Annotated in this window: 20 protein-coding genes, 5 tRNA genes and 2 pseudogenes; 20 read left to right on the forward strand and 7 right to left on the reverse strand. The window is 64.4% G+C overall.

Translation table 11 applies throughout. The annotated features are described in order from the left end of the window. Positions 1-2: 2 nt before the first annotated feature. Positions 3-839 carry a response regulator gene (locus ACFDR9_RS06045; protein ID WP_017876072.1) on the reverse strand — a complete coding sequence of 279 codons (837 nt, stop codon included), beginning with the start codon at positions 837-839 and terminating at the stop codon, positions 3-5. A gap of 385 nt (positions 840-1,224) precedes the next feature. On the opposite strand from ACFDR9_RS06045, the gene ACFDR9_RS06050 reads away from it, so the two are divergent. The 4 genes from ACFDR9_RS06050 (at position 1,225) to ACFDR9_RS06065 (ending at position 2,172) form a co-directional block, all read left to right on the forward strand. After that, a complete protein-coding gene (locus tag ACFDR9_RS06050; protein WP_017876071.1) occupies positions 1,225-1,455 on the forward strand; it encodes a hypothetical protein in 231 nt (76 codons plus the stop codon). A 261-nt stretch (positions 1,456-1,716) separates the two neighbouring features. Beyond that, positions 1,717-1,793: transfer RNA gene (locus ACFDR9_RS06055), tRNA-Arg, on the forward strand. A 94-nt stretch (positions 1,794-1,887) separates the two neighbouring features. After that, a tRNA-Arg gene (locus ACFDR9_RS06060) sits at positions 1,888-1,964 on the forward strand. Positions 1,965-2,095: 131 nt separating this feature from the next. Beyond that, positions 2,096-2,172: transfer RNA gene (locus ACFDR9_RS06065), tRNA-Arg, on the forward strand. 153 nt (positions 2,173-2,325) lie between these two features. On the opposite strand, the pseudogene ACFDR9_RS06070 reads toward ACFDR9_RS06065, so the two are convergent. Continuing rightward, positions 2,326-2,760: pseudogene (locus ACFDR9_RS06070) on the reverse strand (ATP-binding cassette domain-containing protein); the annotation flags it as partial. Positions 2,761-2,932: 172 nt separating this feature from the next. On the opposite strand from ACFDR9_RS06070, the gene ACFDR9_RS06075 reads away from it, so the two are divergent. Both ACFDR9_RS06075 and ACFDR9_RS06080 read left to right on the forward strand, forming a co-directional pair. Continuing rightward, a complete protein-coding gene (locus ACFDR9_RS06075) occupies positions 2,933-4,069 on the forward strand; it encodes a hypothetical protein (protein WP_409030396.1) in 1,137 nt (378 codons plus the stop codon). Between the two features lie 46 nt (positions 4,070-4,115). Further along, a complete protein-coding gene (locus tag ACFDR9_RS06080; RefSeq protein ID WP_409030397.1) occupies positions 4,116-4,775 on the forward strand; it encodes a SulP family inorganic anion transporter in 660 nt (219 codons plus the stop codon). Here the strand turns inward: ACFDR9_RS06080 and ACFDR9_RS06085 are convergent. After that, positions 4,764-5,222, reverse strand: a complete 459-nt coding sequence (locus ACFDR9_RS06085; protein WP_017876068.1) for an Lrp/AsnC family transcriptional regulator — start codon at positions 5,220-5,222, stop codon at positions 4,764-4,766. The two genes, ACFDR9_RS06080 and ACFDR9_RS06085, sit on opposite strands and share 12 nt — an antisense overlap. A gap of 184 nt (positions 5,223-5,406) precedes the next feature. Between ACFDR9_RS06085 and ACFDR9_RS06090 the strand changes: the two genes are divergently transcribed. Then, complete coding sequence (locus ACFDR9_RS06090; protein WP_409030398.1) at positions 5,407-6,795, forward strand: amino acid permease; 1,389 nt, start codon at positions 5,407-5,409, stop codon at positions 6,793-6,795. A 58-nt stretch (positions 6,796-6,853) separates the two neighbouring features. Here ACFDR9_RS06090 and cynS read toward each other — a convergent pair whose 3' ends face one another. Further along, positions 6,854-7,324, reverse strand: a complete 471-nt coding sequence (gene cynS / locus ACFDR9_RS06095; protein WP_409030399.1) for a cyanase — start codon at positions 7,322-7,324, stop codon at positions 6,854-6,856. A 216-nt stretch (positions 7,325-7,540) separates the two neighbouring features. After that, positions 7,541-7,687 (reverse strand): annotated as a pseudogene (locus ACFDR9_RS06100) (cyanate hydratase); the annotation flags it as partial. On the opposite strand from ACFDR9_RS06100, the gene ACFDR9_RS06105 reads away from it, so the two are divergent. The 7 genes from ACFDR9_RS06105 to ACFDR9_RS06135 all read left to right on the forward strand — a co-directional run bounded on the left by ACFDR9_RS06105 (position 7,679) and on the right by ACFDR9_RS06135 (position 12,488). Next, positions 7,679-7,882, forward strand: a complete 204-nt coding sequence (locus tag ACFDR9_RS06105; protein ID WP_409030408.1) for a hypothetical protein — start codon at positions 7,679-7,681, stop codon at positions 7,880-7,882. The pseudogene ACFDR9_RS06100 and the gene ACFDR9_RS06105 sit on opposite strands and share 9 nt — an antisense overlap. Before the next feature lie 80 nt (positions 7,883-7,962). After that, positions 7,963-8,039, forward strand: a tRNA-Arg gene (locus ACFDR9_RS06110). Between the two features lie 171 nt (positions 8,040-8,210). Continuing rightward, entirely contained in the window at positions 8,211-8,603 is a 393-nt protein-coding gene (locus tag ACFDR9_RS06115) for a hypothetical protein (RefSeq protein ID WP_017876063.1), read from the forward strand. 17 nt (positions 8,604-8,620) lie between these two features. After that, on the forward strand, positions 8,621-9,811 hold the full coding sequence (locus ACFDR9_RS06120) for a hypothetical protein (RefSeq protein ID WP_409030400.1): 1,191 nt from the start codon (positions 8,621-8,623) through the stop codon (positions 9,809-9,811). A gap of 77 nt (positions 9,812-9,888) precedes the next feature. Further along, entirely contained in the window at positions 9,889-11,007 is a 1,119-nt protein-coding gene (locus ACFDR9_RS06125) for a hypothetical protein (RefSeq protein WP_409030401.1), read from the forward strand. Between the two features lie 175 nt (positions 11,008-11,182). Continuing rightward, positions 11,183-11,259, forward strand: a tRNA-Arg gene (locus ACFDR9_RS06130). Between the two features lie 83 nt (positions 11,260-11,342). Further along, on the forward strand, positions 11,343-12,488 hold the full coding sequence (locus ACFDR9_RS06135; protein ID WP_409030402.1) for an L-lactate dehydrogenase: 1,146 nt from the start codon (positions 11,343-11,345) through the stop codon (positions 12,486-12,488). On the opposite strand, the gene ACFDR9_RS06140 is transcribed toward ACFDR9_RS06135, so the two are convergent. Beyond that, on the reverse strand, positions 12,485-13,441 hold the full coding sequence (locus tag ACFDR9_RS06140) for a D-2-hydroxyacid dehydrogenase (RefSeq protein ID WP_409030403.1): 957 nt from the start codon (positions 13,439-13,441) through the stop codon (positions 12,485-12,487). The two genes, ACFDR9_RS06135 and ACFDR9_RS06140, sit on opposite strands and share 4 nt — an antisense overlap. A 7-nt stretch (positions 13,442-13,448) precedes the next feature. Further along, a complete protein-coding gene (locus tag ACFDR9_RS06145) occupies positions 13,449-14,393 on the reverse strand; it encodes a LysR family transcriptional regulator (RefSeq protein WP_409030404.1) in 945 nt (314 codons plus the stop codon). Positions 14,394-14,593: 200 nt separating this feature from the next. Here ACFDR9_RS06145 and ACFDR9_RS06150 point away from each other — a divergent pair, with 200 nt between their 5' ends. The 6 genes from ACFDR9_RS06150 to ACFDR9_RS06175 all read left to right on the forward strand — a co-directional run bounded on the left by ACFDR9_RS06150 (position 14,594) and on the right by ACFDR9_RS06175 (position 23,151). Further along, positions 14,594-14,755, forward strand: coding sequence for a hypothetical protein (locus tag ACFDR9_RS06150; RefSeq protein ID WP_232429678.1), 162 nt, complete (start codon positions 14,594-14,596; stop codon positions 14,753-14,755). Next, a complete protein-coding gene (locus tag ACFDR9_RS06155) occupies positions 14,752-15,594 on the forward strand; it encodes an alpha/beta hydrolase (protein ID WP_017876056.1) in 843 nt (280 codons plus the stop codon). Before ACFDR9_RS06150 ends, ACFDR9_RS06155 begins: the two co-directional genes overlap by 4 nt. A gap of 190 nt (positions 15,595-15,784) precedes the next feature. Further along, positions 15,785-17,047, forward strand: a complete 1,263-nt coding sequence (locus tag ACFDR9_RS06160; RefSeq protein WP_017876055.1) for an efflux RND transporter periplasmic adaptor subunit — start codon at positions 15,785-15,787, stop codon at positions 17,045-17,047. 3 nt (positions 17,048-17,050) lie between these two features. After that, complete coding sequence (locus ACFDR9_RS06165) at positions 17,051-20,236, forward strand: efflux RND transporter permease subunit (protein ID WP_017876054.1); 3,186 nt, start codon at positions 17,051-17,053, stop codon at positions 20,234-20,236. Between the two features lie 11 nt (positions 20,237-20,247). Beyond that, a complete protein-coding gene (locus tag ACFDR9_RS06170; RefSeq protein WP_409030405.1) occupies positions 20,248-21,717 on the forward strand; it encodes an efflux transporter outer membrane subunit in 1,470 nt (489 codons plus the stop codon). A gap of 147 nt (positions 21,718-21,864) precedes the next feature. Continuing rightward, positions 21,865-23,151: an FAD-dependent oxidoreductase gene (locus ACFDR9_RS06175; RefSeq protein WP_409030406.1), complete on the forward strand. Its 1,287-nt coding sequence runs from the start codon at positions 21,865-21,867 to the stop codon at positions 23,149-23,151. The last annotated feature ends 115 nt before the right edge of the window (positions 23,152-23,266 follow it).

Genomic DNA, 23,266 nt, shown 5'->3' on the forward strand with positions numbered 1-23,266 from the left:
CCTTAATGGCGGCCGGCCAACTGCTGGCCGATGCGTTCCAGCGCCGTCTTCAGGTGCTCCATGTCATACGGTTTTTGCAGCGCGGTGGCGGCGAACTCGACATGTTTGGTCAGCGTGTCGCCGAAGCCGGAGGCGAAAATGATCTGCAGGCCGGGCCGCTCGCGCAGCGCCTGGCGGGCCAGGTCGACGCCGGAGATGCCGGGCAGGCTGACGTCGGTAAACAAGACGTCGAAGACGTCGGCGGCGAGCAGCCCGGCGGCTTCCTCGCCGGTGCCGACGGCCTGAACCTGGTGGCCGAAGGCCATCAGCATTTCGCACACCAGGAATTGGGCGTCCAGGTTGTCTTCCACCACCAGCACGCGCAGCGGCCGCGCCTGCGCCGCCGCGGCCCGGGCGGGCGCGGTGCCGGGCGCGATCGCGCACAACACGCCGCGCACTTGGCCCAGCTCGTCGCGGATGGGCGTGTAGTACAGGTCCAACAACTGCGCGCTGGCGTTGCCGTCGCGCCACACCTGCAGCGTTTCGCCGCGGTAGCATCCGGCCTTGCCGGCCCAGGCCGACTCCAGCGCGGCGCCGTTCCAGCTCCACTCGACCGGCAGCATGGCCGGCACCTTGCCGCCGGGCGCCGCCATGTGCTTCGAGCCGAGCAGGGCGACGTAGGCGTCGTTATACACCATCACCTGTTCCGGCCCCCACATCAGCACCGACGCCAGCGGCGAGTTCAGTAAAATGTCCACGCACAGGCGCAGGCTGTGCGGCCACTGCGCCGGCTCGCCCAGGACGGTTTTGGACCACGCGAACGAGGCCGGGGCCGCAGCGTCAATACTGTCGAATTGCATACCGTGTCGTTTCGTTCAAGGAAATAATGGTGAATCGTACACTAAACAGTTCTCAGCCGGCCGGCAATGCCGCACAAACAATAAAGGTGACGAAAACCAACACTTTTCGCGCCGGCGGCGGCGCAACAGGCGCGGGCGGTGGCGCAGAGGGCGGGGCGGGCCCAGCGCGCGGGCAAAAAAAAGCCCGCTGATGAGAGCGGGCTAAATTTATTTTCTTGGGGGAGAATAGAGGAGACAAGTGCATGATGCGGCATTGCAGCATGAAAATCCAATTCAACTTGATGATGAGGGTAATCAATGGCGTGAATGACGGTCAGCGCGGTTGCCTTCGGGGGGCGAGTTTGGCATCATGCAGCACCGACTCACCTTGCCGCACGGGGAATAGATGGCCACCATTATCAAACACAGGAAAGTGCGCATCGTTATGCTGGACGAGGGCGAGGCGATTGCCGGGCAGTGCGGCGCCGGCGACATCGCCATCGTTGCCGACGCCGGCGGCTGGTGGACCCACTTCGTTGGCGCCGACGGTGCGCTCGACAGTTACGACGAGCCGTTCCCGTCGCGCGACGCGGCGGTGTGGGCGGCCAAGGCGGCCGCCGAATACGGTCTGGAATGAGGCCGGCGATGTCGGGGGGAATGTTTTCCATTGGCACTAGACAGGGCGCGGGCTAGTCCCTATAATCCTGCTTCTTTCGGGGGCAAGCTCTCCGGTTTCAAGTGGGGACGCCGTCAAAAGCGTGTTGACGAGGAACGAAAAGCGCGGGCTTTTCGGATTGGAAAGGATGTGGTTTCGCAGGCTGTTTTGGCGAAACCAGGTCGACGGTTTGAAAAAATCGAACTTTTCAGAACGCGCTGCATACGCTATAATCTTGCTTTCGCGGCTGTAGCTCAGTTGGATAGAGTACTTGGCTACGAACCAAGGGGTCGTGGGTTCAATTCCTGCCAGCCGCACCAGAATGTCAGGGTTCAGATCTTCAGATCTTCAGATCTGGTTCCGCTGTTCAAAGCAGTAACAGTAGTGAGATGGGTTTGTTGTAATGTGGTTTTTGCGGCTGTAGCTCAGTTGGATAGAGTACTTGGCTACGAACCAAGGGGTCGTGGGTTCAATTCCTGCCAGCCGCACCAGAATTCGTAAGAAAAAGATCCAGAGAGCGATCTCTGGTCTTTTTTTTTGCCGGTCAGAGTAGTAAGTCTCGGTTGCCAAGCCCGCTGTCAAAGGGGAGTGAGCGGGATGAGTATGTTATAGTGCTGTTTTTGCGGCTGTAGCTCAGTTGGATAGAGTACTTGGCTACGAACCAAGGGGTCGTGGGTTCAATTCCTGCCAGCCGCACCAAAATTCGTCGGGAAAAAGGTTCAGAGAGCGATCTCCGGGCCTTTTTTTTCGTCTGTATCTGCAGTGCCGTGCGCTTAGCTTTTGAGGCGGTACCCGGTGTTGAAGATCCACGCGACGACGCCCAGGCAGAGGAAGAAAAAGCCGAGCGTGATTTAGCACGGCCTTTTCCTCGACGAGCGCCAGCTCGCCCTTGCTGATGACGCCGATGCGGTCGGCCATCTCCTCGGCCTCGTCGATATAGTGGGTGGTCAAGATGAGGGTGACGCCACTGTCGCGCAGGCCGCGCACCAGCGCCCACATGTCGCGCCGCAGCGCCACGTCGACGCCGGCGGTGGCTTCGTCGAGGAACAGGATCGCGGGTGGGTGCGACAGGGCCTTGGCGATCATGACGCGGCGCTTCATGCCGCCCGACAATTCCATGATCTTCGCTGCGCGCTTGTCCCACAGCGACAAGTCGCGCAGCAGCTTCTCGATAAAGGCCGGGTCGGGCGCCAGGCCGAACAGGCCGCGGCTGAACGATACCGTGGCCCAGACCGTCTCGAACGCGTCGGTGGTCAGCGCCTGCGGCACCGGCCCGATCTTCGAGCGGGTGATATCTCATCATCGCATATGCGTGCGAGAGTCCAAAAAGAAAGGGGCGGGGGCGTGTTTCGGCGGACGGACCTGAGCGGTGTTGCTTTGCGTCCAAGATGGGCGCGCAAGGGGCGCGTATCCCCTTATAATCAGCACGGTCGAAGTGGAGCGGCGGAAACAGGAAAGCATGATGCTCAAATATTTGCTAATGGTGCCTCTGCTGTTTTCCGCGCAATGTTTCGCAGCCGAAAAAGTGCTGCTTGCGACCTACTATCCGGAAGGCCCGTGGTACTACCCCGGCGACCGTGGCAAGGGGATCAACGCGGTGCTCGCCAATAAGCTCACCGGGATGTCACACGGCCGCTACCAGTTCGAGTCGCTTCTGGTGCCGCGCAAGCGCCTGGAACTGCTGTTGGAAACAGATCAGTTGCTGATCGCGGTGCCTTGGGTACACCCGCGTTTTTTCAACGATCTCGAGCGCACGCGCTATTTGTGGACCGGGCCGCTGATGGAGGACACCTCGTTGATCGTCTCGCCGATGTCCGCGCCGCTTGAGTATAACGGCCCGGAATCGCTGCGGGGCAAGCGCTTCGCCGCGCCGGCCGGTCATCAATTTCCCGATTTGCAAAGTCTCATTGCCAGCAAAGACATCGTTCGGGTGGAAGTCCCCCATGTCGGCAACGCCCTGCGCATGATGCTGGCGGAGCGGCAACTCGATTTTGCGGTGGTCGACAAGTCGACGCTGACGGCGCTCAAGTCCGACCCGCTGATCGACCAGAGTCGATTGCATTTGGCCAAACGGCCCCGCACCGCCACCTACGAGCGCAGCGTTCTGGTGCCGGCGCGCTCGCCGGCCCTGCATGCGTTCTTGAAACAGGCGGTGGCGGAACTGAGGGTCGACGACGGCTGGATCGACCTGGCCATGCTCTCGCCGGTGATCAAGCTGTGCTATGCCGCGCAAGCCGCCCGCGACGCGCCAGCGCCGGCGGACGTGCGGCGCTGGCTTGCGACGCTTGCCGAGATGGGCGCGCAAACCGGCGCCGGGTTCGACGCGGTGGCGCTGCCGTGGCCGAGCTGCCTGGCGGCACTACAGTCGGGCAAGATGGCCGGCGCCATTGGCGTGGCCTATAGCAAGGAGCTGGCGCCATATCTGGTGTATCCGGAAGTCGACGGGGCGGCCGATGTCGAGCGGCGCCTGGATAGCCCGGTCAAGCCGCCTTTTCTCGTCTTCGGGAAAAGGTTTTACGCTCAGAATGGCAAAGAGGTGAGGGCGATCTGGCATGCCATACCCAAGGTAAATCGTTCGCGTGTGCCCAACCGATAAAGTTACCATCGGCGTCGATGCTGTAAAAGAGCGGCCCCTTCCGGCCTTGCGCCATCCAACTGCGATCATCATCCATGAATTTGAATTTCCGGAACAGTGGTTCTCGAACGCCCGACAAAACTTTCTGGCCGGCCTGACCGCGTCCTTCGCCCTGGTGCCCGAATGCATCGCCTTTGCCCTGGTCGCGCAGGTGAATCCGTTGATGGGCCTGTACGGCGCCGTCTTCATTTGCACCATCACCGCGCTGTTCGGCGGCCGTCCCGCGATGATCTCCGGCGCGGCCGGCTCGATGGCGCTGGTCATCGTCGCCGTCACCGTGACTACCGTGTTGACCGACCTGGCCACGGCGGTGTTGTGCGGCATCGTCATCGCCGCCCTCAATTTCGCCTGGCAGCACGCGCGCGAGATCCGCGCCGACATCGCCGAGAACCAGGCCGGCGAAAAAATCTACACGCCGCACGGCACCCTGTTTTTCGCGTCGACCACGCACTTCCAGGAGCTGTTCCGGCCGCAGACCGATCCGGTTTGCGTGGTGCTCGATTGCCGCTACCTGCACCTGGCCGACCACTCCGCCATCGCGGCGCTGGAAAGCCTATGCGAGCGCTACGGCAAGGCGGGCAAGCGGGTGCGCGTGACGCACCTGTCGCAGCGCAACCAGTCCCTGCTGGAGCGCGCCGGCGTCGGCGCCGCCTTGTTACAGGGGTAGGTTGGTCGAGCGCTTGATTTCCTTGAGCGAAAAGCCGGTGTACATCTCTTTGACGTTGGCGAGGTTGCGGATGCGTTGCATCGACAACTCGTGGAACGCTTCCATGTCCTTGACGACCACCTGCAACAGATAGTCGTATTTGCCCGAAACGTTGTGGCAGGCGACGACGCTGGGCAGCGCCAGCACGCCCGCCTCGAAGCCGCGCATGGCCTTCTCCGAATGGTCGTCGAGCGTGATGTTGATGAAGGCGAACAAGCCCAGTCCCAGCGCGCGCTGGTCCAGCGCCGCGTGGTAGCCGAGGATGACGTGCTCCTCCAGGCGCTTCAGGCGCTTCCAGCAGGCCGGCGGCGACAAGGCGACGCGGGCGGCGATCTCGGCGTTGGAGAGGCGGCCATCCTTTTGCAGGATTTGCAGGATGGCGCGGTCGACGGCGTCCAGGTCGGTCATGCGTAAACTCCAGTTGGTATCATTTATTCAATTTAAGTTAATTATATTCGAAGGTATCGGTGAAACAGCGTAATAAAGTGAATCATATTTCCCGCGGAAAGAACGAAAATTGCAGTCAGTTGGCGCGGCGGCGACACTGCCTGGTGCAGGTGTCCCCTCAAGCCAACAATGATAGGAGACAGAAGTGAGTATTTTTAGAACCAAAGACCTCGATGCGATGGTGGCGGCCAGCCGCCGGCCGGGCGGTTTGCAGCGCGTGCTGGGGCCGTTCGACCTGATTTTGATGGGCATCGGCGCCATCGTCGGCACCGGCATTTTCGTGCTGACCGGCACCGGCGCGCTGACGGCCGGGCCGGCGCTGCCGCTCTCGTTCGTCATCGCGGCGATGGCTTGCGGTTTCGCCGCGCTGTGCTACGCCGAGTTCGCCTCGTCGGTGCCGGTGGCCGGTTCCATCTACACCTATTGCTACGCCACGCTGGGCGAGCTGGTCGCCTGGATGATAGGCTGGGACCTGATGCTTGAGTACGGCCTGGCCTCGTCCGCCGTCGCGGTGGGCTGGTCGGGTTACTTCCAGTCGCTCATTTCCGGCTTCGGCCTGGGCCTGCCGACGGTGCTGACGGCCGCGCCGGGCGCCTTGCCCGGGGTCGCCACCTGGTTCAACCTGCCGGCGCTGCTGATCATGCTGGGGCTCACCGGCATGCTATCGCTGGGCATGCGCGAGTCGGCCCGCCTCAACAACATCATGGTGGTGATCAAGGTCGCCGTGGTGCTGCTGTTCATCGCCGTCGGCGCGCGCCATGTGCAGCCGGCCAACTGGCAACCCTTCATGCCCTACGGCCACGACGGCGTGTTCGGCGCGGCGGCGTTGGTGTTCTTCGCCTTCATCGGCTTCGACGCCGTCACGTCGGCGGCGGAGGAGGTCAAGCGGCCGGAGCGCAACCTGCCCATCGGCATCCTCGGTTCGCTGGCGGTGTGCACCGTGCTATATGTGGTGGTGTCGGCGATCATGACCGGCATCGTGCCGTACCAGAAGTTTCTCGGCGTCGACCATCCGGTCTCGCTGGCGCTGCAATACGCCGGCGAGAACTGGGTGGCCGGCTTTGTCGACCTGGGCGCGATCCTCGGCATGACCACCGTGATCCTGGTGATGCTGTACGGCCAGACGCGCATCATCTTCGCCATGTCGCGCGACGGCTTGCTGCCGCAGCGGCTGTCGACGCTGCATCCGAAGCACGGCACGCCGTATTTCGCCACCTGGGTGGTCGGCATCCTGTTCGGCCTGGTGGCGGCGGTGGTGCCGCTGAACGTGCTCACCGAGTTGATCAACATCGGCACGCTGGCGGCCTTCACCCTGGTGTCGATTGCCGTGCTGATCCTGCGCCGCACCCGTCCCGACCTGCCGCGGGCGTTCCGTTGCCCGGGCGTGCCGGCGGTGCCGCTGCTGGCGGTGGGTTTCTGCGTCACACTGATGAGCTACCTGCAGGCCACCACCTGGCTGGCGTTCGGCGTCTGGCTGGCCATCGGCCTGGTGCTGTACTTCGGCTACGCGCGCTCGCGTTCAAAGCTGAACTAAGCGCGTCCCGGCGCCGGGCCTTCACGGCGCCGGCGCCCCCGCCATCCCGCTTGCCGTTTTAAAACGGTTTGTACGGCAGGAATTTACCGTCAAGCACGATGACCGCGCGGTAACTGCCGTCCGCGTCCTGGACTTTCTTCAGCTCTATCTTGAAGTCGATGGCGCTGATGATGCCGTCGCCGAATTGCTCGTGCACCAGCGCCTTCAGCGTGCTGCCGTAGACCTGCATCATTTCATGGAAACGATAAATAGTGGGGTCGCTCGGCACGCCGCCGGGGATGCTGCCGCGCATCGGCACCGCCTGCAACAGCGCCGCCGCCTCCGGCGCCAGTCCCAGCCGCTCGGCGACGCTGCGCGCGGCAACGGCCGGCAAGGGGTGCTGGCCGAGCAGGGCGGCCGTCACGAACACGGTGCTCAGCCCGGTGTCGCGGGCCAGTTCGTCCCACGACAAATTCCTTTGCGCCTTCGCGTCGACGATCGCCGCGCTCAGGGCCTGGCGCGGCAGTGGGGAGAACTGTGATTGCAGCATGGTGTGCCTTTCGATGGGTGGGATGGCGGCCGGACGGCGCGGTTTTTACATGACGATTAAACAATGGCAAGTGTGGCTGAGGACGCCGGTGCGGCGCCGACTATCCACCGTCGGCCTGAGATAAATCAACTGTGGTCGAAATAAATGCCTGGACGACGGGGAAAAAGGGCTGCGCCGCAACAATGCGGTGCGGCCCCGGCGCGTATTGCGCGCGCCTTACATCGAGAAGGGTTGGGCCGGCAGGTACTTGCCGTCGAAGGTGGCGGCGGCGCGCAGGCCGCCGTCCGGGTCCACGACCTTCCGCATGTCGAGCTTGAAGTTGATGGCGCTGATGATGCCATCGCCGAACCGCTCGTGCACCAAGGTGACGACGGCTCAGGCGTACGCCGCCTCGGGTTTCGACTGGTGCCACTGGAGCCGGCGCCGGCGCCGCGCGTGGTGGCGCTGCTCACGCGCAAGGGCGCCTACCAGGGCGCGGCCGCGCAAGCCTTCGCCGCGCTGGCCGCCAGCTTGGCCGAGGAAGGCGCCCGCGCGGCGCTGCTGGCGCACCCGACCTGAGCCAAGGAACGCGGGCCGGGCGGGAAATGCGCCCGGCGCCCTTGGCCATTCGCCGATCCCCTGCTATAATCCGGCCTTTCGCGGCTGTAGCTCAGTTGGATAGAGTACTTGGCTACGAACCAAGGGGTCGTGGGTTCAATTCCTGCCAGCCGCACCAGAATATCGGGGACTAGATTGCAAAATCTAGTCCCTTTTTCTATTTCCCCGCCGGCGTAGGCGCCATCCTCACATTTTCCACCCCGGCAGCATGGCGCGGTGCAAACAGAAATTGAATATTGCTGTGATTTGTGCAAACATGAATAATTAACCATTCACGTGAGGGCGCGGCATGTCGAGCGAACAATTGACGTATGAATTAACAAACGCGCAAGTTCCTTTCAGCGCCATTCAGCTGGAGCTGGAGCAAGCCTATTCGAGCTTGAAGGAGCCTGCCAGCGATGCGGCGCAACGGGCCGTCGAAGCGGGTATCGATACGGCCGCGCTGCCCGGAACCTTTGGCCAAGTTCTTAGTGTCAAGAAATCCGCCGCGGGGGTCGACAGCTCCCTGGTCGAACTCATTATTGCCGTGAGCGGCTCGGGCCTGGCGGCGACGGTGGCGACCGATCTGTGGAAGAAAGTGTTGCTGCCGATCTTGGTCGCCAAGTTTGGCGTTGACGCGATTGTTGCCAAGGCCAAGCCGAAAAAAGAGTCGCCTGAACAGGCCGACGGCGATTCCGACTGAGCGGGAGGGCGACGGTCGTGAGCTCGCACCTTGCCTGGCCTCATTTTGCCGCGCTGATGGCGCGGTTCAAATGGATAGAGACGGAACTTGCCCAGGGAAACGCGCTTGCCTCGCTGTATCTTGATCCAACGGCGCGCGCTATTCTGAAAGGCGTGGAGCGCAGCATTGACGCCTCCACGGTCGCCTCCTGCGTTGGCGTGCCGGCGTTGGATGAGTTCCTGGCGAAAATCCATACCGTTTTCAGCGCCAATCACGCCATTGCCGGCCTTTCCGCGACGAATCAAGGTCTTGTGCAGTCTGTTGGGAAAAATTTTCTGTCGCAACCATGCGCGCATTGCCACGCCTCCATAAAATGCAGCGCCGCGGACGCCGCGCGCATGGCCAATTCGCGCAATATTGAACACGCCGGCACCTGCTTCGTCTTGCTGAGGGAGTTGTTCGACTTTGTCGTTGGCTTTTGCAGGCAACTTTGTGCGCGCTACGCGAGCAATAATTGCACTTGGCTGCTGGAGCTGAACACCGCCCACCTGAACGTGCGCAACAGCGCGCTCGATCTGGCGGTCACGGGCAGGACCCGGGAAACGCCCGGGCGCACGGTGCGCGCTATCGAGCTCCACTTCTACGTGCCGGACGTGGTGCTGGCGGACTATTACGCCTGCTTGTATATCCTGTTTCACGAGTGTTTCGTGCATGGCTGCTGCGGGCTCAGTCTCGATTCGAGCGAAGCCGGTTATTCGGATATGTTCCATGAGGGCTGGATGGACTGGGTGGGCTTGCAATTGCTTGAGCAACAACTTGGCGAAGCGCTCCAGCGGCACGGTGGCCGTCTGCGGGGCTTGGCAAAGGAGTTTGTCAACGCGGGACGCCGTGCGCAATGGCGGCGCAACGACTTCGCCAGGCCCAGCCACAATGCCGCCGCGGAATATGCCAGCGGCGCGGCGGCGGCCTTGGACTTTTGGCATTTCTGTGGCGTCACGCTTGAGGACGCCGCCAGCGCGTGGGACGTTCTGTTCCGTTTTTCCGTAGGACTGAACTTGTCGCAGAGGTCCGACGAGGATCGCGCCTTGATGGTCGATAAAGTGCGGGAACACTTGAGCGGCTCGGCGGCTGCATCGACCTTCATCGAGGGTAAGCTTAGCCAAGGCATCCAGCAGTTCGCCTTGGACGGCCAGGTCGGAACCTTGTTGAGCGTGATACACTCGCTTTAATTATTCACTTGAATAATGAATGCGGACTCCTATACTGATCGCAGGGCGTTCGCTCCAGTGCTTGATGAGGCAGAAAAATGTTGAAAACGAACACGATTCTCGCGGCAATGGTCAGGCTGGAGCACTTTACTGTCGCCAGCCTGGCCGCCGCCGCCGATGAAAAACCTGCAACGGTACGCACGGTGTTGAATCGAAACATCGATTGTGTCGTTAAGAAAAAGTTGCTTTCCGAGCCGCGACGGCGCGGCGGCCAGGTGGATACCTATACGCTGTCGGATGCGGGCAGAAGCAAGATTAAGGCCGGGCTTCAGCAAATTTTTGCTTCGCTGACGGACGATTGGCGGGAAACCACGCGGCAACAGGGCTGGGTGTCGCCCTTGAGCGCGGTGCCGCTTCCCCTGTCCACGGCTGAAGAGGCGCTTAATGCCGTGGAACAAAACCGTGATCAGGATCAGAAAGTCCGGTTTTTCCTCAAACGGGTAAGCAGCAATCTCGGCTTGCTACAGCGGGACTTGAGCGATGGCTCGCTGCGGATGAATGAGGATGTCGCGCGCCGCGTCCAGCACGTTGAAGAACGATATCAACGCTGGTGCACGGACTTGGACATGCGGGCGGACAAGGTGACGGTGGCCGATTTTCCCGTGGCGCACGGCCGTGCGGCGCGTTCGTCCACGCCGGTGGCGGATCAGCCGACCGTCGCTTCCTCCGTGGTCAAGCGCGTCGCGGGGCTACGCCATGTGTTCGAGGAAGTATCCAAATCGCTGCGCCAGCTGCGCCTGAATGTCAACCGCGAACCCGGTGAAGTGTGCCTGTTGATCGGCCCGGCGATGGACGATGAAAACTCGAAGTCCTTGGCCGCCTTCATTCATGGCGGCTTCAATATTCTGCTGAGCCAAAAGGGCAGCGTCAAACGGATCGACACGGCCTGGTTTGGCGAGGCCGGGTACGACGTTGCGGACGCCGCCGACTATCTTTTGGTGACGGTCGATTCGGGTGGGCAGAAGAAGGCGCTGGACGAGGCGATTGCGCGCATTCACAGCGTTGCGGAAGCGGGGATGCGGGTGATTGTGCTCGACGAGTCGTCGCAGGCCAGCCGGCGCTTCGAGCGCGCCGGAATCGGCTCCTGGCAATACCTTCCCGAGGCTGGAAGCGCCGATATGGGCGGCCTGCTCAAACTATTGGCGCGCTCCGCTTAAGCGTTTGCCGCAGCGCCGCCCGGTCGACGGCGACAGGCGTTAGCGCGTTGCGACGGTCGCGCCGTGAAATTATCCGATTTACCCGTCGATTCCATCGGCCGGTCTGGAACCGGGGCTGACGCGCGACCGTCCGCCCTTGGCCGTTCGCCAAACCCCTGCTATAATCTTGCCTTTCGCGGCTGTAGCTCAGTTGGATAGAGTACTTGGCTACGAACCAAGGGGTCGTGGGTTCAATTCCTGCCAGCCGCACCAGAATATCGGGGACTAGATTGCAAAATCTAGTCCCCTTTTTCTAGTGGGCCCTGCGTGGGGCAGTAGCGAACCCGGGAGCGTGCATGACGATTATTACCTGCATTGAAGACTTGCGCGTGTTGGCGCAGAAGCGCGTGCCGCGCATGTTTTACGATTACGCCGACGCCGGTTCGTGGACGGAGTCGACCTACCGCGCCAATAGCGGCGACTTCGCGCAGATCAAATTCCGCCAGCGGGTCGCCGTCAACCTGGAAAATCGCAGCCTGGCATCGACGATGGTGGGGCAGCCGGTGGCGATGCCGGTGGCGCTGGCGCCGACCGGCCTGACCGGCATGCAGCACGCCGACGGCGAAATACTGGCGGCGCGCGCGGCCGAGCGCTTCGGCGTGCCGTTCACGCTGTCGACGATGAGTATCTGCTCGATCGAAGACGTGGCCGCGCACACCAGCAAGCCGTTCTGGTTCCAGTTATACGTGATGAAGGACCGCGCGTACATCAACCGCCTGATCGACCGCGCCAAGGCGGCCGGCTGCTCGGCGCTGGTGCTGACGCTCGACTTGCAGGTGCTGGGACAGCGCCACAAGGATTTGCGCAACGGCCTGTCGGCGCCGCCCAAGCTAACCCTCGCCAACCTGCTCAACATGGCCAGCAAGCCGCGCTGGTGCAAGGGCATGCTGGGCACCAAGCGCCGCGGCTTCGGCAACATCGTCGGCCACGCGACGTCGGTAACGGACATGTCGTCGTTGTCGGCCTGGACCCAGCAGCAGTTCGACCTGAGCCTGTCGTGGCGCGACGTCGAGTGGATCAAGCAGCGCTGGGGCGGCAAGTTGATCATCAAAGGCATCATGGACGCCGAGGACGCGCGCCTGGCCGCCGCCAGCGGCGCCGACGCGCTGATCGTCTCGAACCACGGCGGCCGCCAGCTCGACGGCGCGCAATCGTCGATCGGCGCGCTGCCGGCCATCGTCGACGCCGTCGGCGCACAGATCGAGGTGCACATGGACGGCGGCATCCGCTCCGGCCAGGACGTCATCAAGGCGCTGGCGCTGGGCGCCAAGGGCGTCTACATCGGCCGGCCCTTCCTGTACGGGCTGGGCGCGCTGGGCGAGGCGGGCGTCGACAAATGCCTAGCCATCATCCGCAACGAACTCGATTTGACGATGGCCTTCTGCGGCCTGCGCGACGTGCGCGACGTCGACCGGCGCATCCTGCTGCCGGGGACCTTTTAGGCCACCACGTTGCGCGGGCGGCCGGCGGCGAACGCCTCGACGTTGTCGATCAACTGGTCGGCCAGCGCCTGCATCGCCTGGCCGCTGGCCCAGGCGGTGTGCGGCGTCAGGATGAAGTTCGGCAGGCGCAGCTTGAGCAGCACGTTGTCGGGCGGCGGCGGCTCCTGCGCCAGCACGTCGAAGCCGGCGCCGCCGATAACGCCGTCGCTCAGCGCGGCCGCCAGCGCGGCCTCGTCGACCAGGCCGCCGCGCGCGGTGTTGATCAGCAGCGCCGTCGGCTTCATGCGCGCCAGCTCGGCCGCGCCGATGATGTGGCGGGTCTGCTCGCTCAGCGGCAGGTGCAGGCTGAGCACGTCCGACGTCGCCAGCAGCTCGTCCCAGGACAGCGCCGTCACGTCCGGGTCCGTCACCGGCGAGCGGGTGTGCACGCACACTTCCATGCCGAAGGCGCGCCCCAGTGCCGCCACCGACTTGCCGAGCGCGCCGTAGCCGAGCAGGCCGAGGCGGCTGCCGTGCAGGTCGCGGATCGGATGGCCGAGCAGGCAAAAGCGCGCCGAGCGCTGCCACATGCCGGCTTCGACGTCGGCGCGGTAGTCGAGCAGCTTGCGCCGCAGCGCCAGCATCAGCGCCATGCAGTGCTCCGGCACCGAGGCCACCGCGTAGTCGCGGATGTTGCACACGACGATGCCGCGCGCGCGGCACGCCGCCAGGTCGATGATATCGGTGCCGGTGGCGGCCACGGCGATCATTTTCAGTTGCGGCAGTTGCGCCAGGTCGGCCGCGCGCAGCGGCACCTTGTTGCTGATGGCGATGCTGGCCTCGGCCAGGCGCCCGGCGGCCGCGGCGGCGCTCGTCGACGGGTACTCGCGCCATTCGTGGGCGAAGGCGGGCGGGCGCAGCGTGGCGATCAGGCTGTCGCGGTCGAGGAAGACGATGTTGTGCGGTGTGGTCATCAGATGGCTACCTGTAGAGGGGTGGAGGCTGCCGCGGCGCGCTCTTGAGCTGCATGCCGGGGTGGTTGGAAAACAGTTCGGCGACCCATTCGACGAACACCCGCACCTTGGCCGACAGGTGGCGGTTTTGCGGGTACACCACGTGCACCGGCAGCGGGTCCGAACTCCAGTCGGGCAGCAGCAGTTCCAGGCGGCCGTCGTCGAGGTAGGGCTGGGCGGTGAAGTTGAGCATCTGCATTACGCCCAGGCCGGCCAGGCCGGCGCTGATGTAGGCGTTCGAGTCGTTCAGCGCGATATGGCCCGCCAGCGGCTGCTGGATGCGCTCGTCGCCGCGGCTGAAGTCCCAGTCGTAGGTCTTGCCGGTCTTGGACGAGAAATAGTTCACGCAGCGGTGCCGTAGCAGGTCGCCGGGGTGCCGCGGCCGGCCGAATTTGTCCAGGTAGGCCGGCGCCGCGCAGGTGGTGAACTGGACGATGCCGACGCGCCGCGCGATCAGCGTCGAGTCGCCCAGCTGGCCGCCGCGCACCGCGCAGTCGACCCCTTCCTCGATCAGGTCGACCGGGCGGTCGCTGCAGCCGAGGTCCAGCGTAATGTCGGGGTAGCGCTCGAAGAAGGCCGGCAGGGCGGGGATGATGATCTCGCCGGCGACGCCGGTGGGCGCCTCCACCCGCAGCCGCCCGCTCGGGCTCAGGCGGGTGCGCGACAGCGACTCCTCGGCTTCGCGCACGTCGGCCAGGATGCGCAGGCAGCGCTCGTAGTAGGCGGCGCCGTCGGCGGTGATGCTGACTTGGCGCGTGGTCCGGTGCAGCAGCTTGACCGCCAGCGCCGTCTCCAGCGACTGGATCAGCGTCGACACGCTGGCCTTGGGCAGTTGCATGTTCTCGGCCGCGCGCGTAAAACCGCCGGCGTCGACCACTTGCACGAACACTTCCATCGCTTGCAGTTTATTCATTGGTTTTCCCTATTGTTCGGATTCCTGAACAATCAATTCGACATTGCAGTATTTATCATATTGTAGAACAAGTTTATAGTTGTTGTACTGCAGCATAAATGCAGGGGTCGTCGGAAGTTATCGGGAGAAATGTCATGGGTCATCGGGATGGAATCTTTGCAGTCGTCGCTCTTGCGTTGAGCTCACTTGCTTTGGCCGGAATGGTGAATACCGACGTTTATTCGCAGGCGGCGCAGGCCGAGGCCAGCGGTTACGACGCGCTGGTGTCGCAGGTGTCGCACGGTTCCGCGCTGCTGTGCGCCAACGAGTTGGCGCTGCCTGCCGAACTGAGCGCGGCCTCCGGCAAGGCGCTCGCGCAATGACGGCGGTGCCGTCCGACGCGCAGCTGACGATACGCGACATGGAAGTGCGCGGCGCGCAGGACGCGTTGGCGGCGCGGATCTACACGGCCGGCGCGCCCGGCGCCAAGCTCGACAGCCTGATCGTGTTTTTCCACGGCGGCGGCTTCGTCGGCGGCGACCTGGAGGACGGCGACGACTTCCTGCGCTGCCTGGTGCTGGGCAGCCCGAAGCAGATCGTGCTGGCGACCAATTACACCCTGGCCACGGTGCGCCCGTTTCCCGCCGCCGTGGAAGACGCCCACGCCGTGCTGGTGTGGGCCAAGAAGAACAAGACCAAGCTGGGCTGGACCGGCAAGCAATTGATCGTTTCCGGCATCGAGGCCGGCGCCAACCTGGCGGCCGTGTGTACGCTGATGTCGCGCGACCGCGGCGGCCCGGCGCTGGCGGGCCAAATCCTGATCATGCCGATGCTCGATCCCGGCCTGAGCAGCTGTTCGATGCGGGCCATGCCGTCCTGCCCGGACATGATCGAGGTGGCCGACGTGTGCGCCGCCGGCTACCGCGGCTACCTGCCGAACGCCGCCGACCGCACCCACCCGTACGCCTCGCCGTTGCAGTCGAGCCGTTTGAAGAACCTGCCGCCGGCACTGATCATGTCGGCCGAGGACGACCCGCTGCGCGACGAGGCGGAACAATACGGCGCCAAGCTGATTGCCTGTGGCATCAAGACCACCGTCAGCCGCATGCCGCCGGCGCCGCTGCAAGAACCGGGCGCCCGCAACGAATGCGCCTGCAAGGCGCGCGCGTTGAGCGAGATGGCCGACTTCATCGCCACCCTGGAGCCGGCCCCGGCAAGCTGAACGGGAAGACCAGCATGAGTATTTACACCAACAAGTTTACTTTCTAAGATGTAAGCACTACACTGTGTAGTGTATATTTTCGCCGCCATAGACAGCACGCGGGTCTGCGCCCGCCCCGAATCACCTGTATCAAGCCAGAAGGCATTGTTCCGCCTAAATCATTATAAATTTCATAACAAAAGGGAAAAATATGAAAAACGTTCAACAATTGACGACGCTGGCACGGCCGCTCGCCGCCGCGCTGGCACTGGCGGGGCTGGCAGCCCTGGGCTTGAGCGCGTGCGATTCGGCCAATAGCAAGGCGCAGGAAGCGCCGGCGCAGGCTGGTCCGCCGATTTCGGCCGCCGCCGTGGTGGAAAAACAAATCGTCGAAACCCAGGAATTCTCGGGCCGCCTGGAAGCGGTCGAGCGCGTCGAAATCCGTTCGCGCGTCGGCGGCTTCATCACCTCCGTCAACTTCAAGCCGGGCAGCGAAGTGAAAAAGGGCGACGTCTTGTTCGTCATCGACCCGCGGCCGTTCCAGGCCGAGATGAGCCGCGCCGAAGCGGCCGCCTTGTCGGCCCGCGCCAAGGCCGACCTGGCCAAGCTGGAGCTGGTGCGCGCCGAAAAGCTGTTGGCCGAAAAAGCCATCCCGCAGCGCGAACTCGACGAGAAGGCTTCCGGCCTGAAGGAACTCGACGCCAACGCCCGCGCCGCCCAGGCCTCGTTTGAAGCGGCCAAGCTGAACCTGAGCTTCACCCAGGTGCACGCGCCGATCAACGGCCGCGTCAGCAAGGCCGAAATCACCGTCGGCAACCTGATCGACGGCTCCGCCGTGCTGACCTCGGTGGTGTCGACCGACCGCATCTACGCCAGCTTCGACGGCGACGAAGACACCTACCTGCGCGTCGGCGCCCAGTCGCACAAGGGCGCGCCGGTCACGGTGCGGGTCGGCCTGGCCAACGAAGCGGGCTTTCCGCACGAGGGCAAGCTGGAATTCGTCGACAACCAGCTCGATCCGAAAACCGGCAGCGTGCGCATGCGCGCCACCTTCGCCAACGCCGACAACGTGCTGGTTCCCGGCCTGTTCGCCCGCGTCCAGCTGGACGCCGGCAACGGCGGCAAGGAGCAGACCCGCGCGCTGTTGATCAGCGACCGCGCCATCGGCACCGACCAGAACCGCAAGTTCGTCTTCGTCGTCGGCGCCGACAGCAAGGCCGAATACCGCCCGGTGAAACTGGGACCGACGGTGGACGGCTTGCGCGTGGTGCGCGAGGGCTTGAAGGCGGGCGAGAAAATCGTCGTCAACGGCCTGCAACGCGTGCGCCCCGGCGCCCCGGTGACGGCGCAGGTGGTGGCGATGGACTTCGATCCGGCCGCCCCGGTCGCCAAACCGGAAGCAAAACAACCGGCTAAACCAGCGGCGAAAGACGCCAAGGTCGCAGCCACGGCGGCATCGACTGTAAAGGAATAAATCATGAATTTTTCACGCTTTTTTGTCGACAAGCCGATCTTCGCGGCGGTGTTGTCGATCATTATTTTCGTGGCCGGCTTGCTGTCGATCTTCAAGCTGCCGATCTCGGAATACCCGGACGTGGTGCCGCCTTCGGTGGTGGTGCGCGCGCAGTACCCGGGCGCCAACCCGAAAGTCATCGCCGAAACCGTCGCCGCGCCGCTGGAGGAGCAAATCAACGGCGTCGAGAACATGCTCTACATGTCCTCGCAAAACACCTCCGACGGTTCGCTGGCGCTGACCGTCACCTTCAAGATCGGCACCAACGTCGAGCAGGCTGAAACGCAGGTGCAAAACCGCGTCCAGCGCGCCCTGCCGCGGCTGCCGGAAGAGGTGCGCCAGATCGGCGTGACCACCGTCAAAAGCTCGCCCAACCTGACCTTGGTGGTGCATTTGACCTCGCCCGACAACCGTTACGACGACCTGTACCTGCGTAACTACGCAGTGCTGAACGTCAAAGACCAGCTGGCCCGCATTCCGGGCATGGGCGAAGTCAATATGTTCGGTTCCGGCGACTACGCCATGCGCGTCTGGCTCGATCCGCAAAAAGTGGCGGGCCGCGGCCTGACCGCCGGCGACGTCGTCGGCGCCATCCGCGAGCAGAACGTGCAAGTGGCCGCCGGGGTGATCGGCCAGTCGCCGGCCAAGGACAGCCAGTTCCAGCTGACCGTCAACACCCAGGGCCGTTTGCAATCGGTCGAGGAGTTCGGCGAGATCATCGTGCGCACCAACGCCGACGGCGCCCTGACGCGCCTGAAGGACGTCGCGCGCATCGAGATGGGATCGAACTCCTATTCGCTGCGTTCGCTGCTGAATAATAAATCGGCGGTCGGTATCGGTATTTTCGAGGCGCCCAACGCCAACGCGCTGCAACTGTCGACCGACGTGCGCGCCAAGATGGACGAGCTGAAAAAGGATTTCCCGCAGGGCCTGGACTACAGCGTCGTCTACGATCCCACCCAGTTCGTCAGCGAATCGATCAGCGCCGTCATCCACACCCTGTTGGAAGCGGTGGCCCTGGTGGTGCTGGTGGTGATCATCTTCCTGCAAACCTGGCGCGCCTCGATCATCCCGCTGCTGGCGGTGCCGGTGTCGATCATCGGCACCTTCGCGGTCATGCTGGGTTTCGGCTTTTCAATCAACACCTTGTCGCTGTTCGGGCTGGTGCTGGCGATCGGTATCGTCGTCGATGACGCCATTGTCGTGGTGGAAAACGTCGAGCGCAATATCTCGATGGGCAAGAGCCCGCGCGACGCCACCATCCAGGCGATGAAGGAAGTCAGCGGCCCGATTATCGCCATCGCCCTGGTGCTGTGCGCCGTGTTCGTGCCGATCGCCTTCGTCTCCGGCCTGTCCGGCCAGTTCTACCGCCAGTTCGCGCTGACCATCGCCATCTCGACCGTGATTTCGGCGTTCAGCTCGCTGACGCTGGCCCCGGCCCTGGCCGCCGCGCTGCTGAAGCCGCACGACGCGCCGAAAGACGCGCTGACGCGCCTGATGGACAAGCTGTTCGGCCGCTTCTTCGCCTGGTTCAACCGCTTCTTCGGCCGCACCTCGGCCAAGTATGAAAGCGGCGTCAAGGGCGTGCTGCGCCGCAAAGGCGCCTCGGTCGCGGTGTACGCCATGCTGGCGGTCGCCGCCGCGTTCATGTTCAAGGTGGTGCCGAACGGTTTCGTGCCTGGCCAGGACAAGCAATACCTGGTCGGCTTCGCGCAACTGCCCGACGCCGCCTCGCTGGAACGCACCGACGCCGTGATCCGCCGCATGTCCGACATCGCCATGAAAGTCCCCGGCGTGGAATCGTCGGTGGCCTTCCCCGGCCTGTCGATCAACGGTTTCACCAACGCGCCGAACGCCGGTATCGTCTTCACGGCGCTGAAACCGTTCAGCGAGCGCACTTCGAAGGAGCAGTCCGGCCAGGCCATCGCGGCCGAAATCAACAAGCAAATGGGCGCGGTGCAGGACGCCTTCATCATGGTCTTCCCGCCGCCGCCGGTGAACGGGCTGGGCACCATCGGCGGCTTCAAGATGATGATCGAAGACCGCGGTAACGTCGGCTACGACGAGTTGTACAAGGCGACCCAGGCGATGCAGATGAAGGCATGGCAAAATCCGAAGCTGGCCGGCGTGTTCTCCAGCTTCCAGATCAACGTGCCGCAGCTGTTCGCCGACGTCGACCGCGCCAAGGCCAAGCAGCTGGGCGTGCCGCTGACGAGCATTTACCAGACCTTGCAGATCAACCTCGGTTCGATGTACGTGAACGACTTCAACCAGTTTGGCCGCACCTACCAAGTGCGGGTGCAGGCCGACGCGCCGTTCCGTTCGCAGGCCGAAGCCATCGCGCAACTGAAGGTACGCAACGGCCAGGGCGAGATGATTCCGCTGTCGTCGCTGATGCGTGTTAAAGACAGCTACGGCCCCGACCGCGTGCAGCGCTACAACGCCTACGTGTCGGCCGACATGAACGGCGCGCCGGCCCCCGGCGTGTCGTCCGGCGAAGCGCAGGCCGAGCTGGAGAAGATCGCCCGCGAAGTGCTGCCGAAGGGTATCACCTACGAGTGGACCGACCTGACCTACCAGGACATCCTGTCCGGTAACACGATGATTTACGTGTTCCCGCTGTGCGTGTTGCTGGTGTTCCTGGTGCTGGCCGCCCAGTATGAAAGCTGGACCCTGCCGCTGGCCGTCATCTTGATCGTGCCGATGTCGATCCTGTGCGCGCTGATCGGCGTCAAGCTGACCGGCGGCGACAACAACGTCTTCACGCAGATCGCGTTGTTCGTGCTGGTCGGGTTGGCGTCGAAAAACGCGATTCTGATCGTCGAATTCGCCAGGGAACTGGAAGACCACGGCCGCACCATCGTCGAAGCGGCGCTGGAGTCTTGCCGCCTGCGTCTGCGTCCTATCCTGATGACGTCGATCGCCTTCATCATGGGTGTGGTGCCGCTGGTGTTTTCGCACGGCGCCGGTTCGGAAATGCGCCACGCGATGGGTGTGGCGGTCTTCGCCGGCATGCTGGGCGTGACCTTCTTCGGCCTGTTCCTGACACCGGTGTTCTACGTGCTGCTGCGCACGCTGGCCCAGCGCCTTGGCAAAAAAACCGACGCGGCGGTAGCAGTGGCCGCGCCAAAATTGGAAGGGACACATTAATGGGTACAGCAATGAAGACAAGCGCTATCGCCAAGCGCGTCGCGCCCCTGCTGGCAGCGCTGCTGCTGGTGGCCTGCGCCGCGCCGGAATTCAAGCAACCGCAAATGGCGCTGCCGGCCGCCTTCAAAGAGGCGCCGCAGCCGGTGCAAACGGCCGCCGACGGCAGCCGCTGGAAACAGGGCCAGCCGGCCGAGCAGCAGCCGCGCGGCGAATGGTGGCTGGCGTTTAACGACCCGGCGCTGAACCAGTTGATCGCCGAGGCGACCAAGGCCAACGCCAACCTGGCGGTGGCGGCGGCGCGGGTGCGCCAGGCGCGCGCCATCGCCGGCATCGCCGAAGCGGACCGCGTTCCGCAGATCGGCGCCGGCGTCGGCGCCCAGCGCAGCCGCGCCTCGGCGGTGTCGCTGGGGCTGCCGCAGGGCACCGCGGTGGCGCCGGCGACGCTCTACCAAGCCAACCTGACGGCCAGCTACGAGCTCGACCTGTTCGGCCGCGTCGCCTCGAACGTCAGCGCCGCGCGCGCCGACGCCGCCGCCGTCGAAGCGACCTTCCGCTCGGTGCTGCTGGCGCTGCAGGCCGACGTCGCGCAAACCTACTTCCGTTTGCGCGCCACCGACGCCGAGCTGGCCACGCTGGACCAGACCGTGCGTCTGCGCGAAGAGGGCGTGCACGTCAACCAGCGCCGCTACGACCTGGGCGACATCGGCGAATTCGACCTGGCCCGCGCCAAGACGGAACTGTCGACCACCCGCGCCGAAGCGATCGGCCTGCAGCGTCAGCGCGTCAACGCCGAGCACGCGCTGGCGGTCCTGCTGGGCCAGCCGGCCGCCAACTTCACGGCCGGCGTCAGCCCCTTGCTCGACAGCGCGCCGATGCCGGCGATCCCGGCCGGCATGCCGTCGTCGCTGCTGGAGCGCCGTCCCGACATCGCCTCGGCGCAGCGCGCCATGATGGCGTCGAACGCCCGCATCGGCATCGCCAAGTCGGCGATGTTCCCGGCGCTGACGCTGAACGCCTCCGGCGGCGGCGCCTCCGACGTCTTCTCCGACATCTTCAAGTGGAGCACGCGTTCGTGGGTGCTGGGCGCGCTGATGTCGATGCCGATCATCGACGGCGGGCGCAACAAGGCCAATATCACGCGCAGCGAAGCGCTGCTCGACGAGTCGGTGGCGAGCTATCGCCAAAGCGTGCTGGTGGCCTTCGCCGAAGTCGAAGACAACTTGGCCGGCCTGCGCATCCTGGCCGGGCAGGGCGAGCAGATCGACGACGCCGTCGTCTCGGCGCGGCGCTCGGCCGACCTGGCGCGCAAGCTGTACGCGGCCGGCCGCTCCAGCTACCTCGACCTGCTCGACGCCCAGCGCAACCTGGCCAACGTCGAACGCAGCGCGGTGCAACTGCGCGGCAGCCGCGCAGTGACCACCGTCGCGCTGATCCGCTCGCTGGGCGGCGGCTGGGACAGCGCCGCGACGGCCAGCAAGTAACAAAGTACACGGCGGGGCATAACAAAACGGCGGACGCGCAAGCGTTCCGCCGTTTTTTTGCTGAGACAAAGTGAGCAAGGGGACAGACCACGATTTCCGAGGGAATCTTTCTCGGAAATCGTGGTCTGTCCCCGGTATGATATGACAATGAACCCAGTCCAATCGTTTTATGACGTGATCGTCGTCGGCAGCGGCCCCGGCGGCGCGGCGGTCGCGCGCGACCTGGCGCGCCGACAGCTGCGCGTACTGATCCTCGAACAGGGCAGCGCCGCCCCGCTGACCGGCACCCTGGGCCAGATGGCGGCGATGGCCGCCATCCCCGGCAAAGGCGCGTTCTTCAACCAGGACGGCTCGCTGCTGGTGCGCGGCGTCGCCGCCGGCGGTAGTTCGGCGATCAATTTCGCCACCGCGATGGCGCCGCCGCTGCCGTACTTCGCCAAGTACGGCGTCGACCTGGGGCCGGCGCTGGCGGCGCTGCGGCGCGAATTGCCGATGGCGCCGCTGCCCGACGCGCTGATCGGACCGATGGCCAAGCGCATCATGCAGGGCGCCCGCGCGCTCGGCCACGACTGGCAAAAACTCGACAAAATGATCTACCCCGACAAATGCCGCAGCGGCTGCTGGCGCTGCGTCTACGGCTGCCCGTTCGGCGCCAAATGGACCGCAAGGAATCTGCTCGACGACGCCGTCGCGGCCGGTGCCGAACTGCTGTCGGAGGCGAAGGCGCAGCGCGTGATCGTCGAGCAGGGGCGGGCGAGCGGCGTCGAATTCACGCGTCAGGGCCAAACGCGGCAAGCCCGCGCCGGCGTGGTCGTGCTGGCCGGCGGCGGCATTGGCAGCCCGCGGTTGCTGCACGCGTCCGGGCTGGCGGCCGGCTACGACCGCCATTTCAGCGATCCGGTCATCGCCGTCATGGGCAGCGTCGACGACGTCGACGGCGGCGCCGAGGTGCCGATGGCGGCCGGCACGCATCTGCACGGCGACGGCATCACGCTGGCCGACATGGCGCTGCCGCGGCCGATGTACCAGGCCTTCGCCGCGCAGGTGGGGCGCTTCGACCGCCTGTTGGCGCACCGCCGCACCTTGACGGTCATGGTCAAGATCCGCGACGAACTGGGCGGGCGCATCGGGCCGCGCTGGGTGAACAAGTCGCTGCAGCCGGCCGACCGGCAAAAGCTGGCGCGCGGCGTCGAACTGGCGCGCGCGATCCTACGCCAGGCGGGCGCGAAACATCAGTTCAACAGCCTGCATTTCGCCGCGCATCCGGGCGGCAGCGTACGCATCGGCGACGGCGTGGACGCGACGTTACAGACGCCGACCGGGAATTTGTTCGTGTGCGACGCGTCGGTGATACCGGAGGCATGGGGCTTGCCGCCGACATTGACGTTGCTGTGCTTGGGGACAAGGCTGGCCGCGCACCTGGCGGACAGCTAGGGCGGCCATGCGCCGGGGGGGGGGGGGAGGGAAAAACAGAGAACCGCGAGAAAAACTGTTCGCTCTTGACAGTGGTAACTAGCAACAACGCCGATGGCCCCCTTCTTCTTGTACC

This window comes from Janthinobacterium sp. CG_23.3, assembly GCF_046115965.1.
GTDB lineage: Bacteria > Pseudomonadota > Gammaproteobacteria > Burkholderiales > Burkholderiaceae_D > Janthinobacterium.

Excerpts from the sequence above, each read along its gene's own strand:
- ACFDR9_RS06145 (WP_409030404.1), bottom strand. The coding sequence starts at position 14,393 with ATGAATAAACTGCAAGCGATGGAAGTGTTCGTGCAAGTGGTCGACGCC.
- ACFDR9_RS06135 (WP_409030402.1), top strand. The coding sequence starts at position 11,343 with ATGACGATTATTACCTGCATTGAAGACTTGCGCGTGTTGGCGCAGAAG.
- ACFDR9_RS06045 (WP_017876072.1), bottom strand. The coding sequence starts at position 839 with ATGCAATTCGACAGTATTGACGCTGCGGCCCCGGCCTCGTTCGCGTGG.
- ACFDR9_RS06075 (WP_409030396.1), top strand. The coding sequence starts at position 2,933 with ATGATGCTCAAATATTTGCTAATGGTGCCTCTGCTGTTTTCCGCGCAA.
- ACFDR9_RS06170 (WP_409030405.1), top strand. The coding sequence starts at position 20,248 with ATGAAGACAAGCGCTATCGCCAAGCGCGTCGCGCCCCTGCTGGCAGCG.
- ACFDR9_RS06085 (WP_017876068.1), bottom strand. The coding sequence starts at position 5,222 with ATGACCGACCTGGACGCCGTCGACCGCGCCATCCTGCAAATCCTGCAA.
- ACFDR9_RS06175 (WP_409030406.1), top strand. The coding sequence starts at position 21,865 with ATGAACCCAGTCCAATCGTTTTATGACGTGATCGTCGTCGGCAGCGGC.
- ACFDR9_RS06115 (WP_017876063.1), top strand. The coding sequence starts at position 8,211 with ATGTCGAGCGAACAATTGACGTATGAATTAACAAACGCGCAAGTTCCT.
- ACFDR9_RS06140 (WP_409030403.1), bottom strand. The coding sequence starts at position 13,441 with ATGACCACACCGCACAACATCGTCTTCCTCGACCGCGACAGCCTGATC.
- ACFDR9_RS06050 (WP_017876071.1), top strand. The coding sequence starts at position 1,225 with ATGGCCACCATTATCAAACACAGGAAAGTGCGCATCGTTATGCTGGAC.
- ACFDR9_RS06155 (WP_017876056.1), top strand. The coding sequence starts at position 14,752 with ATGACGGCGGTGCCGTCCGACGCGCAGCTGACGATACGCGACATGGAA.
- ACFDR9_RS06150 (WP_232429678.1), top strand. The coding sequence starts at position 14,594 with ATGGTGAATACCGACGTTTATTCGCAGGCGGCGCAGGCCGAGGCCAGC.
- ACFDR9_RS06160 (WP_017876055.1), top strand. The coding sequence starts at position 15,785 with ATGAAAAACGTTCAACAATTGACGACGCTGGCACGGCCGCTCGCCGCC.
- ACFDR9_RS06165 (WP_017876054.1), top strand. The coding sequence starts at position 17,051 with ATGAATTTTTCACGCTTTTTTGTCGACAAGCCGATCTTCGCGGCGGTG.
- ACFDR9_RS06125 (WP_409030401.1), top strand. The coding sequence starts at position 9,889 with ATGTTGAAAACGAACACGATTCTCGCGGCAATGGTCAGGCTGGAGCAC.
- cynS (WP_409030399.1), bottom strand. The coding sequence starts at position 7,324 with ATGCTGCAATCACAGTTCTCCCCACTGCCGCGCCAGGCCCTGAGCGCG.